Source organism: Caballeronia sp. RCC_10 (assembly GCF_041360715.1).
Taxonomy (GTDB): domain Bacteria; phylum Pseudomonadota; class Gammaproteobacteria; order Burkholderiales; family Burkholderiaceae; genus Caballeronia; species Caballeronia grimmiae.
In genome coordinates, this window is sequence record NZ_JBFUPT010000002.1 from 211,487 (window position 1) to 226,164 (window position 14,678).

Sequence of the window (14,678 nt, forward strand, 5' to 3'; positions counted from 1 at the left end):
CACAGGCTCGCGTTAGTAGCGCTTTCGAATCGGTTTGAAAATCGGGCTGGCTAAAAGAAGAAAAGGTCCCGGCGCACTTTCTTCCACGAAGTATCTAGGGAAATCGAATCGCCCACGTCGACGTGGAATCGCTTGAAACAGGCTTCCATGAAGTAAGCCGCATCGTCGCCGGTTAGGATCAGATCGCGTTCAAGACTGTTCGAGAGACTCAGCGCCTATGTCGATGAAAGACCTATCGGGGCGCGAATGAATTTTTCGAATTCAGCCGAGACTGCCGACGGTTGCGTCATCGGTTTGCTTTTGAACCTGTGAGCGTTGCAAGTCGATGGCGATACTTCGTCGATTCCCTTGCCTCGACTGCAACAGAAGGTCAAATACCAAGCGCTGGGACACGCAACGCCCACCTCACCGACCTTCGCCTCAAACCGGCCCGGGATCGCTCATCGACGGCGCGCCGGTCTCCACATGCCCCGCATATCGCCGCACGAACCCGTCGAAGTCGACCGACGACACGCTCAGGTCATACCATCCCGATCGCCCCGACACATCCCATCGATCCGTCAGCGTCTCCCCCGGACTCACGCTGATCTCGCGCGCCGACGCGGTGTCGTACGCATTTGCCACTTGCAACCGGCACGCGACGCGCCCTCCGTTCGTCACGCGCAGCGTCGCGAGCAAAGCGCCCGGATCGAGCGAAAGCTGAACCTCCGGCAACGCATCGCCCCCGGCAGAACCGCGAAATTCGAACAGGCTCCCGTTCGGCCCGTAGACAGACAGGTCATAGCGGCCCTGCGAATCGCGCAGCGGCCAGAAGTCGGAAAACGCATCGCCTGCGGCCATCGTGTAGCGGCGCGGCGCGCTCCGGGCACGCACGCGGTCGTAGATATAAAACGCGACGCCCACGCGGCTGCCATTGCGAAAGTCCAGCAAGAAGAGGTCATCGGCGATACGGCCGTTCATCCCCAGCGCATAGGGCAGCGCCCGCGCGGGCCGCGTGGTGCGCTCGCAACCGGGCATCGCCTGCGGATCGGGAATCGCGATGGCCGCGCCCCGCGACCCGACGCGCGCCACCGGCCCGAACGGGCCCTTCGCCGTATCCGGATTCACGGTGAAATCGAACGCGGATGTCAGATCGCCGCACACCGCCCTGCGCCACGCGCTGATGTTCGGCTCCGCCACCCCGAAACGCGCCTCCAGAAACTGCAGCACCGACGTGTGATCGAAGACCTGCGAGCATACCCATCCGCCCTTCGTCCACGGCGACACGACGATCATCGGCACGCGCGGCCCTAAGCCGATCGGTTGCCGCCCGCCCGGATCGGCGTTCGGAATCAGCGGCCGCTTGTGGCGCGGATACTCGTCGAGATCGACGAACTCATCGCCCAGACTGTCGACGAGCTTGCGCGACACCAGTCCCGCATTGCCCTGCGCGCTCGTGAGCGGCGGCATCGGGGGAACGACGTGATCGAAGAAGCCGTCGTTTTCGTCGTAATTGATGAACAGGACCGTGCGGCCCCACACCGCCGGATTGGACGTCAGCGCCTCGAGAATCCGGTTGATGTAGAACGCGCCATCGGCCGGACAGCCGTTCGGATGCTCGCAATAGATCTTCGGCGCGATCACCCACGATACCGCCGGCAGGCGATTTTCATCGACATCGCGCTGAAACTCGAGCAGCGTATGCCGCGATGCGCCCTTCTGCACCAGCGACGCCGGCGCGTTATGCGCAGCCTGAAAGCGCTGAAAGAACTCCAGCGAGTTGTTCGTGTAGTTGTCGGTCGCGTCGCCGGGCAAGCCCGTGCCGCCCTGATACACCTTCCATTCGATGCCCGCCGATTCCAGCCGCTCCGGATACGTCGTCCAGCTATACGGATCGCGGGCGTCGCGCTCGCTGAAACCCGGGCCGGTGCGCAACGGTCCGAGCCGGTTGCGCGTGTCCATCGTGCCGCTGAAAAGCATCAGCCGGTTGGGCGCGGTATCGGCGTGAACGGAGCAGAAGTAGGCATCGCAGACCGTGAAGGCATCGGCGAGCGCATAGTGATAGGCGAGGTCCGCGCGGCGCAGGAAGGCCATCGTCAGCGGGTCCTGCTTCTGATTGACCCACGCGTCGTAGCGGCCCTCGTTCCACGCGAGATGGCCCGTGCTCCAGCTATGATCCGTGCCGGGTGTGAATTCCGTGGTTGCTTTGGAATCCAGATGAAACGGCAGCACATACGGCGCATGATTCGGCAAGCCGCGGCTCTGGTATTCGCTCGTGAACACCGACGCCCCCGGCTGATACCACACGGGCCGTCCGTTCGCGAGAATCAGCGGCCGCGGGTCTTCGAAGCCGCGCACGCCGCCGAGCGTGCCGAAGTAATGATCGAAGGAGCGATTCTCCTGCATCAGGATGACGACATGCCCGACGTCCCGGATGGTGCCGGTGCGGCCGGTCGCGGGCAGCGTGAGCGCGGCGCGGATCGGCGGCGCGGGCGGCGCAAGCAACGCGCCGGCGTACGCGGACATCGTGCGCAGGAATTGTCTTCGGGTCGTGGCGGCCATCGCGTTCACCGTCAGGAAATCGGGGCGTGCCCGGTCGGGGGCGCGGGAAGTCCGAGCAGCCGTGCGAGCGCCGGACAGCGGCGCAACGCGGCATCGTAGGCACGCGCCGCTTCATCATCGTAGTACGTCTGCGGATCGAGACCCGGCAGCCGGTCCGCGAGACCGCGGACGTCGTTCTCGGGCCAGTCGTCGGGCTCGTTCGAAGTATCGTTCATTGCTGATCCACCCATACGCCATCCGGCGTGCGAACCGAAAAGCCTTGCGCCGTGCCGATCGTCACCGTCTGCTCGTTCTCGCCGATCATGCGCGTGCGCGGCAGATTGGCCGCGTACTCTGGAAGCGTCGCGCCCGGCTGAAACGGACTGCGCGCGACGAGATTCGCGAGCAGTTGCGCCAGCGCGAGAAAGCTCGACGGCTGCGTGATGACCGTTGCCGCCGGACGCGTCCCGCTGAAGCCGACGAGCCGGATGCCGACCGGCGCATGCACGATATGCGGCGTCGGCACCTCGCGCAGCCCGGCGATCTGGTCCTTGTCGCCGGCAAGCGCCGCGCCGTGCTCCGGCACGAAGATGATCGCGGCGCGCCGGCCCGAACTCGCGACGAGATCGGCGAAGCGGTCGAAGTCGGTCAAGAGCTTCTGCACGCGGCGCGGATACGTTTCCAAACTCGTCCCCGCGACGCCGGCCAGCCGGTTGCCGTCGTGCAGGCTGATCGTGTTGTAGTACAGCGCGACCGGCCCCTGCACTTGCCCGCGCTGCGCGTACCAGCCGGCGAGTACGCCGTAGTCCTCGCGGATCGGCGAATCGTCGAAGGAGCGCATCTGGACCGGCGCGGCGCCGTTCGGCAGGAACGGCACGTTCGGCGCGCCGGTGTTGCGCGCGACCGTCTGTGCGAAATCGCCGAAATGGCCATCGTGATTGAGCAGCACTTGCGGCGTGTAGCCCGCGCGGGCGAGCGCGCTCATCAGGTAGCAATCGGCATCGGCGGGTTCGTACAGCTTCTGGTGCGGCTCCTGCCCGCACGCCGCACGCAACACCCGCACGGCCGCCGGACCGCTATAGCTCGCCGCCGTGCTGAAGTTGGTGAATACGTAGTCGAAGTGACTGAGCATCGGATGCTCGCGCGCCTTCGATACATCGAGATCGTTCCACGACAGCGAGCACACATGCAGCACGATGATGTCGAACTGCGCGCCAGCATCGCTCGTGAGATGCGGGAAGCTCACGCGGCGCTTCGATTCTTCGGTGCGGAAAGCCGCAAGTTCGGTGTCGTGGCCCGCCGCGCCGGGCTGCCCTGTTGCGTTGCCCGCGCGCATCTTCTCGGAAAGCGCCTGCGGCGACGTTCCGGCGGGCGAGGCCGCGTTGCCCGGCAACTGGATCGCGCGGCCCAGTTCATAGACCGGCGCGGTGATAAGCGCCGCGATCACGAGCGTCGACACGCGCACCCAGCGATTCACCACGACATACACGACGACCGCGCCCACGCCCGCCACCAGAAGCGCCGGCGGCACGAAGCGCTGCGCCAGTTCGAGCCAGTAACCGGCGCTGAAGTGCAGCATCGCGCCAAGTTCGCTCACGAGCCGCGAGAACGGCGGCAGCTTCGACTCGGTGTACATCAGCGGCAGCGCGATTGCGAGCGCGACGACAAAGCGTGCGATGCGCGCCAGCCGCGCGCGCCAGAACGACGTCGCCCCGAGCGTCAGCGCAAACGCGAGATTGGCCAGCCAGACCGGCGTCAGATGGCCGCTCGCCCACAGATACAGCTTCAGGATGAAGTAGAGATTCCAGAACGCCATCGCTTCGTGCTCCGGTTCATGTCATGCGCGTGCTCATCGGCGTGCTCGTCGTCGTGCTTACGGGCGTGCTCATGATCGTGCTCTTGCAGCCGCGAACCACGCTCGCGTCGCGCGCACCGCATCGTGTCCGAGCCGTCCGTAGCCGCGCACGCCCACGCCGACGACATCGCGCAATCCGCGCAGCGGCCTGTCGGCAAGCTCCGTGTCGTGCCATTTGATCCACGCATCCGCGCGGCCCATCGTCAGTTGCACGAGCCGCCGCTCCGCTTCGAGATCGAGCTGTTCGAGCTTGACGCCGAGTTGCGTGCCCGATTGCCAGACCGCGCGCACCGGAAAGCTGAACTCCTGCCCGGGACGCCTCACGCACACGGACATCGGCTCGTCCTTGGCGAAACGCTGTCCCTCGGGCAGCGAGAGGCCGAAGCCGCCCATCGAACAGTCGCGCGTGGTGCAGGCGAGCGAGCGGCCATCGGCGAGCACGAGCGTCGCGGGCAGGCGCATTGCGATGCGCTGATTCGCCCGCGTCTGCTTCGCCTCGCGCGCCACGCACAGCGCGCCGCCGAGCAGCACGAGGTTGTAGGTGGTCCAGAGCATGTTCATCAGCACCGTCGGCACCTCGTAGGGATCGCCCGCGACGAGCGACCAGCAGCCGACCGCGAGCGCCAGCGCGTTCAACGCGACGAGCAGGATGTACGGGCGCGACACGGACCAGTCGAAATAGCCCTGATCGATGCGCCCGCCCTTGTCGGTGACATTGAACTTGCCGTGCTTCGGACTGAGCACGGCGATGGTCGTCGGCAGCGCGACGTACCACGCCAGCACCGACTCGTAGACTTCGGCCCAGAACGAATGCCGGAAGCCGCCCTGGAGCCGCGAGTTCGCGACGTTCGCCAGCGCGATATACGGCAGCACGTACGCGACGATGGCGGGCGCGGGCGCATGGATGAAATGCATGTGGAAGAAGAGATAGGCCATCGGCATCGTCAGAAAGACGAGGCGCGGGATGCCGTAGAAGAAATGCAGCATCGCGTTGCCGTAGCACAGCCGCTGAAACATGCTCAGGCCGCGCCCGAAGAACGGGTTGTCGATGCGAAAAATCTGCGCCATGCCGCGCGCCCATCGCACGCGCTGGCGGATATGGCTCGCGAGGCTCTCCGTCGCGAGGCCCGCCGCCTGCACGGTCGGCAGGTACGCCGTCGTGTAGCCCCGGCGATGCAGCTTGAGCGCCGTATGCGCGTCCTCGGTCACGGTTTCGACCGCCACGCCGCCGACCTCCTCGAGCGCGCTGCGCTTGATGATCGCGCACGAGCCGCAAAAGAACGACGCATTCCACAGATCGTTGCCCGCCTGCACGAGTCCGTAGAACAGATAGCCCTCGTTCGGCACGCGATGAAACGTCGCGAGATTGCGCTCGAACGGATCGGGCGAGAAGAAGTGATGCGGCGTCTGCACCATCGCGCATTTCGGCTCGCGCAGGAAGGTGCCCATCGTCGTTTGCAGGAACGAGCGCGCGGGCACGTGATCGCAGTCGAAAATGGCGATGTATTCGCCGTGCGTGCGCTCCAGCGCGCGATTGATGTTGCCCGCCTTCGCGTGATGGTTGTCGTCGCGGACCAGATATTCGATGCCCGCCGCGTGCGCGAATGCGCGGAACTCGGGACGGCGGCCATCGTCGAGCAGATAGACGCGCAGCTTGTCCGCCGGCCAGTCGATGCCCTGCGCGGCGAACACTGTCGGCCGCACGACCGAAAGCGGTTCGTTGTACGTGGGAATATAGACATCGACGGTCGGCCATGTCGCGGGGTCCGGCGGCATCGGCACGATCGCTCGCTGCAGCGGCCAGGCGGTCTGAATGAAGCCGAACAACTGGATCATCCACGTGTACGCTTCCGCGCCGAAGAGCGCATAGCCGACGAGCGTATCGCCGGGCGAGCGGAAATCGAGCGTCGCGGTGGCGCGCCAGTAGGCATAGCGTGCGGTCATCAGCAGCGCAAGCGACGACAGCAGCAACAGCGGCAACCGGCCCGGCATGCGCCGAATGAGCAGCGACGCCGCAAGCGACACCGCGCCGAACTGCAACTGCGCGGTGGTCGAGAGCGGCGCGGTGCTGGCCAGCACGAAAAGCGCGCCGCCCGTCAGCACGATCACGAACATCGCGAGCCGCCCACGGCCCGCGACACGGCTCGCGCCTTCCAGTGCGGCCGATAGCGGCGCCCACGGCAGCCGCGCGAGGGCGGCATCGAAGCGGCGCTGCTGGCGATGCGCGAAGGCGGTCGCCATGCGCCACACGAGCGACGCTCCCGCGATGCCCGCCCGCACCGACGCCGCCACGCCGCCCGCACGCGCCGGTTTCACGAACGCGCGCCACAACCACACCGGGAGCGGCGCACGCGCTGCGATCTGCCACTCGCTCGCGAGCCGCGCGACGAACGCGGCGATCACGAGCTGCGGCACATCGCGGCGGCCGGGGCGCGGCGCATGAAACAGTAGCCGCACGAGCCAGTCGGCAGGCGTACGCGTGCCTTCGAGACCGAGGCGCGGCGCAAGCCAGTTCGCGATTCTCGAACGTAGCGATGGGCGGGCGGCGTGGATGGGCTGCATGGCGCATCAACCCGTTTCGGCATGCGCGGACAGCCAGCCGTCGAGCCAGCGGGCGAGGCCGTGCAGGTCGTGGGAAATCTGCGCATGCGGCGCGGCGTCGAAGACCCACGCGCCGCGTGCGAACGCATCGGGCAACGCCGCATCGCGATGCAGCCGCTGCGGCAGGATCACCCCGTCGCCGACGCGCGCGCGCAGCAAGGCCAGCGCATCGCGATGCATCTCGTGCGTCGGATGCAACTGATTGACGACGATGAAAAACGCCGCGCCGCCCCGCCGCATCGGTCCGATCGACGCCGCCAGCGACACGCATCCCGCCGGCTCCGGCGTCGTCACGCACAGCACGAGATCGGCGGCGCGCATCGCCTGTTCGGCCTGCTGCGACGGATAACGCGCGGCGTCGATCAGCACGGCGGCATCCGGCCGCTGGTCGATGTCGCCGAGCGCGCCCGCGAGCCAGCCGGGAAACGCGGCGAACGCGGCTTCGCTCGCTCCGATCTGGTCCGCGTCGAGCGCGCCGTAGGGCACGAACATCACGCCGTCGTCGTTGCGGAACGACTCCGCGTGCCAGTCGGTGCTGCTGTCGAGCAACGCGTGGACGAGCCCGCGCGGCGCAAGCGTTTCGAGGCCCAGATACGCCCCGAGGATGTTCTGCGCGTCCAGCTCGATCGCGAAAACCTGACGCGCCCGCCGCGCGAGCAGCACCGCAAGCGCACTGCAAATCGTGGTGCGCCCCGCCCCGCCCGCCGTCGATACCACTGCGATTACGGTCATCGCGGGTTCCCGTCTTGCTGGCTGCTTGCGCCGCCCTCGGCGCGCACCAGCCGCGTCTCGCTGACGACGCGCTCGAGCTGCGGTTCAGGCAGCGCGTCCCGGCGCGCCCGCCGTCGATGGCCGATGAGACAGAGCGGTATCGCAATGGCGACGCCCGCGCCGACGCAGGCCAGCAGCATCCCCATCATGCGTCCACCTCTCGCCGGATCGGCAGCGCGCAGCGCTTAGCATGCCGTGATCGGCCCGGCTCGCGCTCCGGCGCCGCCACGCCAGCGACAGGCGCCCAATCCAGCACACGCGACGACGCGCCGCCGCCCAATGGCGCACGCGGCATCGATGCCGGCGCGATCGGCAGCACGTCGCTATAGTCGGGCGCGTGGGCATGGCGGGCGCGTTCGCGCATCGCCTCGATCTGCCGCGCAATGGCGCTGCCCGCGTACAGCTTGCGTTCCGCGAAGAAGCTGGCGGCAGACGTGCCGAGCATCTGCGCAAGACGTTCCTGCGCGTCGGGCGGCTCGCACGCGAAGAGGAACAGATAGACCCGCGTGGCGTCGACGGTTGCAAGCCGCCCCGGTTGCCGCGACAGCGTGGCGCACAGCGCATCCAGATGCGAAACATCGGGGCCGAGCGTCAACTCGACGAGCACATGCGGCAGCGCGAGCAGCGCACTGCGTTGCAGCACCGCCGCGACGCGATCGCAGAAGCGCGCGAGCGGCGCATAACCGCCGACCGGGTCCGGCTGCGCCGCGGCGAGCGCGGCGGCGGGATCGTCGACGGTCGCGCCGGTGTGAACATGCCCCTGCAGCGAGCGCAGCGTGCAAAGCAATCGCGAGATGGACAGGTCACGGTTGGCGAGCACCGCGTCCGCGCCTACGCGCAGCAGCAGCAGTTCGTGATTCAGCGCGATGGCGTCGCTGCATTCCGCGACGGCGATTTTGAGGGCGCCGCCGCATTGCTTGCGCAGCGCGTGGATCATCGAGCACAACTCCGCCAGCGATGACTGCGCGTCGAGTGTGAAGAACACCGATGCGGCCCGCGCCTCGGCGCACGCCGAAAACACCGACGCGTTGTCTGCGTGCAGTTCCCAGTCGCCCGGAAACCATGCTTCGGTGTTCGCGAGCGCACGCGGCATGACCACGCGATGCTCATCGTCGGTGAAGGGCTTCGACGGAATGCGTCCATGCGACGGCGACTCCGGCTCCGCGACGAGCGCATCCGCCGCATCGAGCCGCAGCGCGCACGTCTCGTTGGCGACGAGCGTCTGCCCGGTGCGCCAGAAGTCGACGTGCCAGCGCAATTCGCCTGCCATCTCGCCCATTCGCGCGACGCCCGCGAAACGCACGTGAAGCGTCTCGGAACTAGCGTAGGCGCGCGCCGGCGGCTCCGCGCGGAACACGAGGATCATCGAGACGCGGCGCTTCGCGCACCAGCGCGCGAGGAACTCTCCCTCACGGCTGAGTGCAGCCGGATCGTCCCAACTGAACCAGCGCTCCGCGCCCTCGATGATCGACAGTGAATGCGAGCGCAAGCCGCGCCTGCACAACGCGCGCAAGGCTGCGCGAAGCGGCGTGTCGATATCGTCCGGAGGCATCGCCAGCACGGTCAGATGACGCGGCCAGCCCGGCGCGCGTTCGTCGGCGGACAAGCCGCGCGCGCGCAGTTGCGCGGCGATCTCGCTGCTCGCAAGCGCGCGCACCACCGTCACGTGCTCGGCCCCGGCCTTGCGCGCCGTGTTCCAGATGAGCGCATCGCAGGCGCGGGCGCCAGGGGTCGTGTAGATGCCGTGCACCGCGCCGCGTGCGAGCGTCGACCACCTGTCCGGCAAGCCGTCGATGCCCAGACGTTCCGTGTGCCCCGCGTGCGGCAGGCGTTGCACCGAGGCGCGTAGGCCGGCGAGCCATCCCGTTGGCCTTGTGGTCGTCCGGCTATAACTGGCGCAGGTCGCGTCGTTCATGATTATTTCCCTCGTTGTATGAGTTTTCGTTAGTAGCTCGAATAAAGACGGACGGGCCGCGTCTGCATGCTGGTGTCGCGTTTGCGGGCATCGAAGTCGTATCGCACGTAGACCATGCCCGCGCTCGGCATGTAATCGTGCGAATGTTCGATCGAGAGCCGCACGCCCGCGACGAGCTTCGGATTGAAGCGATACTCCAGCACGCCTCGAAACGCATACGAAAAGCCGCCGCCCGAGCCGCCCTTGAACACGTTGTTGCCGCCGCCCTGGACGTTCACCGACGTGGGCAGGCCTATCGGGAAATACGGCGAATCGCGCTCGTAAGTCCACGACATGCCGACGACCGCCTCCACGTCCCAGGTAAACGCGTTGCGCCGTCCCGTCCATTCGACCGGCACGCCGAGCGCGAGATAACGCTGCGGGCTGTAATAGCCGCCTTGACCGTAGGTATAGAAGCGCAGGTTGTTCGTGTAGTGCCACGCATTGCCGACGAGACCCGTCGATACGCGCATGTCCGGGCGCTCGTAGACCGGCACTTCGAAGCCGGCGCGCGCCGTCACTTCCTGATTGGTCTTGACGTTGTGCCCGGTCAGCACGCCGCCGCCGATGCTCGCGAACACGTTGATCTTGCCGATATCGACGGAGCCGCGCACGTCGATGCCATCGCGCCGCACGCCGCCCCACACGACGCCGGTCACCGGATCGCGCGCGCCCGCGTAGGACAGCTCGCTGCTCGTTTCCGGCCGCCGCGACGCGCTGACGGTGACGCTCGCCTTGTCGGTCTCGAAGCGATACCGGAGGCCCGCGACGACGTACTGCACCGGGAAGCCGAGCGGCGTCGTGCCGAGATCGAAGCGCCACGCATCCGACTGGTAGCCCGCCCCGATCGCGACGCCGAACGCGCGCTGATGCACCGACGCGACGAGCGGCGTGCCGGCTGCACGCGCGGCGAAGGTGCCGAACGTGTTGCGCGTATAGCTGTCGATGTCGGGATTTTGAAGCGTGCCCGCGTCGAGATGCACGGTATCGACGTGCGCGAACAAATGGCCCGCGTAGCCGATCGGCACCTGCCCGTACACCGGCACCTGCTGCGCGTGGTAATTGGAAATGCCCGCATCGCCCGATTTGTAGGCGAGCAAAAGCCCCGCTTCCACGTCCGGCTCACGGCGCGCTTCGAGCTGATCGAGGGCGCGCTGCGCGGGCGACGTGCCGCGATCGGCGGCAAGCCCGGTCGCCGTTTCCTGCGCGATCGCCGTCTTGTAGAGCGATGCCGCTTCGTCGAAGTGATACGCGCGTTGCGCAAGCCGCCCGGCCTGCACCGTCACGTCGGGCCGCTGCGGATATTCCTGCCGCAAGCCCGCCGTGACCGCCCGCGCCTCGTCCGTCTCCTTGAGCGATGCCAGCCGGCGCACCGCGCCGAGCCGCGTGTCGACGTCATCGGGCGGCACTTGCGACAGCACGCGGCGCGTCACCGTCAACGCCTCCGCGCGCTCGCCGCTGTCTTCGAGCACGCGGGCGAGCGCGAGTTGCGCTTCGGCATCGTCGGGGGCCTTCGCGAGCACCGGTTCGAGCTGCTCGCGCGCCACCGCGAAATTGCCCTGCCTGCGCTCGACATCCGCAAGTTCCAGCGTGTAGCGCCGGTCCGCCCGGCCCGCCGGACTCACCGACGCGAGCACCTTGCGCGCGCGTTCGAAGTCGTCGTTCTCCAGGGCTTCGTCGGTCTGTCGCAGCGCGAGCCGCAACGCCTGATCTTCCAGACGCGCGAGCTGGCGCTTGTTGAGCCCGCCGCGCTCGCGCAACGCATAGAGCCACGCCTGCAACTCGCGGTCGCGGTGCGAACTGCTCAGGAGATCGCCGTAGCGCAGGCGGATGTCGGCATCGGCGGCGTTCGGATGTGCGTCGATCCAGTCGCGCAGCAGCACGACGCCCCGGTCCGGCTCGCCCTGATCGATATACGCCGCGCCGACCGACGCGAGCAGATACGGGTCGTCTCCCGCCTTGTCGCGTGCTTCCTTCAGCGCGGCGGCGGCGCGTTCGCGTTCTCCGTGCGATGCCGCCTCGCGCGACGTTTCCAGCGCCTCGTGCACGTCGAGCTTGCGGACCAGTTCGCGCATGCCGTCGGTGCGCTCGCTCTCCGGCAGCGGCGCAATCAGCGCCTTCGCGCTGCGGACGTCGTCGAGCGAGTTGTCGTAGAGCGCGGCGGCGTAACGCATCGAGGGCGCCTGACTCGCAGCTAGCCCGTCTTCCATCACGCGGCGGCCCAGGTCCGGCGAACCGAGATCGCGATACAGCCGCGCCAGCGCGAAGCGCGTCCACGCGGCGTCGGGATTGAGCCTGAGCGCGGCTTCGTAGTGATCGGCGGCCGGACCGTCGCGGCCATCGGCGTGGAATCGCTCGGCCTGCTTGACGAGCAGCTCCGCGCGCATCTGCGCGATCTCCTGCTTCTCCTTCGGCGACGTGACGCGGCGCTGCAGCGAATCGAACAGGCTATCCAGCTCGGCGGTGCGACCGGTCCGCTCGTACACGACGCGCAGCGGCGCGACCGCGTCCAGATTCGGCTTGCGCGCGGCCAGCAGACCGCGCAGGATCGGCTCCGCGTCGGTCCATCGCTGCTGGGCGACGAGCGCGTTCGCGAGCAGGAGGCGCGCGTCGTCGTTCTTCGGCTGGATGCGCAGGGCCGCGCGGGCGGCGCGTTCGGCATCGGCGGGACGGCCGTTCGCCAGCGCCTCGCGGCTTTTGGCGAGCGCACCCCAGAGTTCGGTCGTGCGCGCGAGGCCGACCCATTTGCTGCGATTGTCCGGCGCATGGTCCGCCGCGCGCATGAAGAGCGCGTGCGCGGCGTCCTGATCGCCGGTGCGAAGGCGCAGCAGTCCGAGTCCGCCGACGGCGTCGGGATCGTCCGGACGAGCCGCCGCCGCGCGCACGAGCAACGGCTCCGCGCGCGCCAGATCGCCCTGGGCAAGCGCCGCGAGGCCATGCTGGCGCGCGATATACGCCGGATCGCGTTCGGCGCGCTGCTGGGCGCCGACAGCCGTTTCGAGCCCGGCGAGGCGCTCGCGCATCTGATCGTCGTCGGGGACCATCTCGACATACGCGCGCAACGACGGCAAAAAGACCGGCTCGTCCGATCCCGCCTTCAACACGCGCCGCCAGACATCGAGCGATACCTCGCGGCTCACGTCGTCGCGCCCGACGAGCGCATGCGCGATGCGTTCAGCTTCGGGACGCGTCGCGCGTTCATTGAGCAGGACGGACAGCACGAGCGCGGCGTCGACGTCGTTCGGATTCGCGGCCAGCGCGCGGCGCAGCGCGGCAACCGCCTGCGGGCGGCCGGCATCGGTCGAACCGAGAATCTTGTTGTACTCCGCGCCGAGCGGTCCGCACGGCGCGCCGTTCGGAAAGAACGCCTTCAGGCGGCGCAAGGCTTCGTCCGCGCGGCCACTGCGCGCCAGCAGGCGGATGCCCGCCATCTCCTGACGGCCCGTGGTCGCGACCCGATATTCTTCTTCGATGCAGCGCGTCTCCACGGCATCAGGAGAACGTTTGCGCAAGCCGTCGAGAATGGCCTTGGCCGGGTCCGGCTGACCGAGCCGCAACAGAATGCGGATCTGTTCGGCGAGCAGCATCGGATCGTCCGGGGCGATCAGCAGCGCCTTCTGAAGCTGCGACAGCGCTAGATCGTCGCGATGCTTCGCCGCCCACATCCGCGACATGTCGTAGAAGCGGCCGGCATCCTCGGGCAATGCGTCCGGCGGCGATGCGCCCGACGCTCGCCCCGCCCCCGGAGCGAGGAGCAACGCCGCGACAGCGCCGCCGCAGGCGCCCTGTTTCACCGTGGCGTGCATGTCGCGCTCCATGCGGGACGCAGCGTGCCGTCGGCGGCGAAGCGATAGCGCCCCTCGTACCAGCCGATGCCGAACAGCGTCAGCACGCTCGTGTAGTAGCCCGCTGCGCTGTCCGCGTTCAGCCGGGCGACGCGGGCGGCCTGTCCCGCCGCCAGCGCACGCTGCCCGAGCGACACGAGGAACGGCACCGCCGAAGCCGAGAAGCCCGCGTTGCCGTCGTTGGCCGCTGCCGCGCCGGTCGCGGCATCGACCTTCTCGGGCGGCGCGCCGCGCGCCGCGATGAAGTCGGCGAACGGCACGAGATGGCGGCGCAGCCCGTCAGCGCGCGGGTCGTCCGCATCGAGCATTCCGGCCCACAAATAGACGCGAATTGCGTTGTAGGAGCCGGTGGTGTCGTCGGTGGCGGTTGCGTCACGGTCGAACGCATGGCCCGCGCGATACGTCGCCCAGTCGGGTGCGAGGCCGCGCGGCGCGGAATCCCGCAGCATGACGGCGCTGCCATCGACGACTTGCTGCCAGCGGCGCTCGGCCGGAAAACGCGTCGCCAGTGCGCGCAGCACTTGCAACGGCGCGTAGCTCGGATTGACGATCCACGTGTTCTCGGTCGGATGAAATCCCGTCGTGCCCGGCAACAGGAACCGCCCCACGCCCGCGACGGGAAACGTCTCGTCTTCGAGCACCCGCGCCGCGAGCCGTGCGCCACGCAGCGAGTAGGTGCGCTCGCCCCACAGCGCGCCGGCTTCGAGCAGCGCGTAGGCGATCCACAAATCCGCGTCCGAAGCGGGGTTCGAATCGAGCACGGTCCACGAGCCGTCGTTCGCGCGTCCCCACAGCCACGCCGGGAGATGGCCGGTCAGGTCGCCATCCGCGAGATTGTTCTCGGTCCAGTGCATGATCCTGTCGAAGGCGGCGCGGTCCCCGGCGACCAGCGCGAAGAAGAGCGCGTATGACTGCCCTTCCGACACGGTGCGCCGGTCGGCTTCGCTGGCGTCGATCACGCGGCCATCGTCGGACAGGAAATCGCGCTTGAACTGCTCCCACGCGGGCCACGGGCCGCAGCCTTCGGCCGCTTCGACGCGCGCGGCGGGCGCGACGACGAGCGCAAGAAAAAGCCCGGCCGTGCCGATGAGCAGCCAGAAACTAAGAGGGGACGTGGGGCGGCGGTTCATCG

The 14,678-nt window shown here is 68.1% G+C and carries 9 protein-coding genes; all 9 read right to left on the reverse strand.

Features of this window, described 5'->3' with window-relative positions; genetic code table 11:
• Nucleotides 1-420: 420 nt before the first annotated feature.
• The 9 genes from AB6804_RS05505 to bcsZ all read right to left on the reverse strand — a co-directional run bounded on the left by AB6804_RS05505 (nt 421) and on the right by bcsZ (nt 14,676).
• Nucleotides 421-2,541: a phosphocholine-specific phospholipase C gene (locus AB6804_RS05505; protein WP_370885587.1), complete on the reverse strand. Its 2,121-nt coding sequence runs from the start codon at nt 2,539-2,541 to the stop codon at nt 421-423.
• An 11-nt stretch (nt 2,542-2,552) separates the two neighbouring features.
• Nucleotides 2,553-2,756: a hypothetical protein gene (locus tag AB6804_RS05510; protein WP_370885588.1), complete on the reverse strand. Its 204-nt coding sequence runs from the start codon at nt 2,754-2,756 to the stop codon at nt 2,553-2,555.
• Nucleotides 2,753-4,336, reverse strand: coding sequence for a cellulose biosynthesis protein BcsG (bcsG, locus tag AB6804_RS05515; RefSeq protein WP_370885589.1), 1,584 nt, complete (start codon nt 4,334-4,336; stop codon nt 2,753-2,755). The genes AB6804_RS05510 and bcsG overlap by 4 nt, the downstream gene beginning before the upstream one ends.
• Nucleotides 4,337-4,405: 69 nt before the next feature.
• Nucleotides 4,406-6,937 (reverse strand): UDP-forming cellulose synthase catalytic subunit, encoded by a 2,532-nt coding sequence (gene bcsA, locus AB6804_RS05520; RefSeq protein WP_370885590.1) that lies wholly within the window; start codon nt 6,935-6,937, stop codon nt 4,406-4,408.
• A gap of 6 nt (nt 6,938-6,943) precedes the next feature.
• A complete protein-coding gene (gene bcsQ, locus AB6804_RS05525) occupies nt 6,944-7,708 on the reverse strand; it encodes a cellulose biosynthesis protein BcsQ (protein ID WP_370885591.1) in 765 nt (254 codons plus the stop codon).
• A complete protein-coding gene (locus AB6804_RS05530) occupies nt 7,705-7,896 on the reverse strand; it encodes a hypothetical protein (RefSeq protein ID WP_370885592.1) in 192 nt (63 codons plus the stop codon). The genes bcsQ and AB6804_RS05530 overlap by 4 nt, the downstream gene beginning before the upstream one ends.
• Entirely contained in the window at nt 7,893-9,662 is a 1,770-nt protein-coding gene (locus AB6804_RS05535; RefSeq protein WP_370885593.1) for a BcsE family c-di-GMP-binding protein, read from the reverse strand. The genes AB6804_RS05530 and AB6804_RS05535 overlap by 4 nt, the downstream gene beginning before the upstream one ends.
• Before the next feature lie 29 nt (nt 9,663-9,691).
• Nucleotides 9,692-13,507: a cellulose synthase subunit BcsC-related outer membrane protein gene (locus tag AB6804_RS05540; protein ID WP_370885594.1), complete on the reverse strand. Its 3,816-nt coding sequence runs from the start codon at nt 13,505-13,507 to the stop codon at nt 9,692-9,694.
• A complete protein-coding gene (gene bcsZ, locus AB6804_RS05545) occupies nt 13,492-14,676 on the reverse strand; it encodes a cellulose synthase complex periplasmic endoglucanase BcsZ (protein ID WP_370885595.1) in 1,185 nt (394 codons plus the stop codon). The genes AB6804_RS05540 and bcsZ overlap by 16 nt, the downstream gene beginning before the upstream one ends.
• Between the last annotated feature and the right edge of the window lie 2 nt (nt 14,677-14,678).

What these genes read in the sequence shown, in the direction of transcription:
- bcsZ (WP_370885595.1), bottom strand. Translation starts at nt 14,676, where the DNA reads ATGAACCGCCGCCCCACGTCCCCTCTTAGTTTCTGGCTGCTCATCGGC.
- bcsG (WP_370885589.1), bottom strand. Translation starts at nt 4,336, where the DNA reads ATGGCGTTCTGGAATCTCTACTTCATCCTGAAGCTGTATCTGTGGGCG.
- AB6804_RS05505 (WP_370885587.1), bottom strand. Translation starts at nt 2,541, where the DNA reads ATGGCCGCCACGACCCGAAGACAATTCCTGCGCACGATGTCCGCGTAC.
- AB6804_RS05530 (WP_370885592.1), bottom strand. Translation starts at nt 7,896, where the DNA reads ATGATGGGGATGCTGCTGGCCTGCGTCGGCGCGGGCGTCGCCATTGCG.
- AB6804_RS05540 (WP_370885594.1), bottom strand. Translation starts at nt 13,507, where the DNA reads ATGCACGCCACGGTGAAACAGGGCGCCTGCGGCGGCGCTGTCGCGGCG.
- bcsA (WP_370885590.1), bottom strand. Translation starts at nt 6,937, where the DNA reads ATGCAGCCCATCCACGCCGCCCGCCCATCGCTACGTTCGAGAATCGCG.
- AB6804_RS05535 (WP_370885593.1), bottom strand. Translation starts at nt 9,662, where the DNA reads ATGAACGACGCGACCTGCGCCAGTTATAGCCGGACGACCACAAGGCCA.
- AB6804_RS05510 (WP_370885588.1), bottom strand. Translation starts at nt 2,756, where the DNA reads ATGAACGATACTTCGAACGAGCCCGACGACTGGCCCGAGAACGACGTC.
- bcsQ (WP_370885591.1), bottom strand. Translation starts at nt 7,708, where the DNA reads ATGACCGTAATCGCAGTGGTATCGACGGCGGGCGGGGCGGGGCGCACC.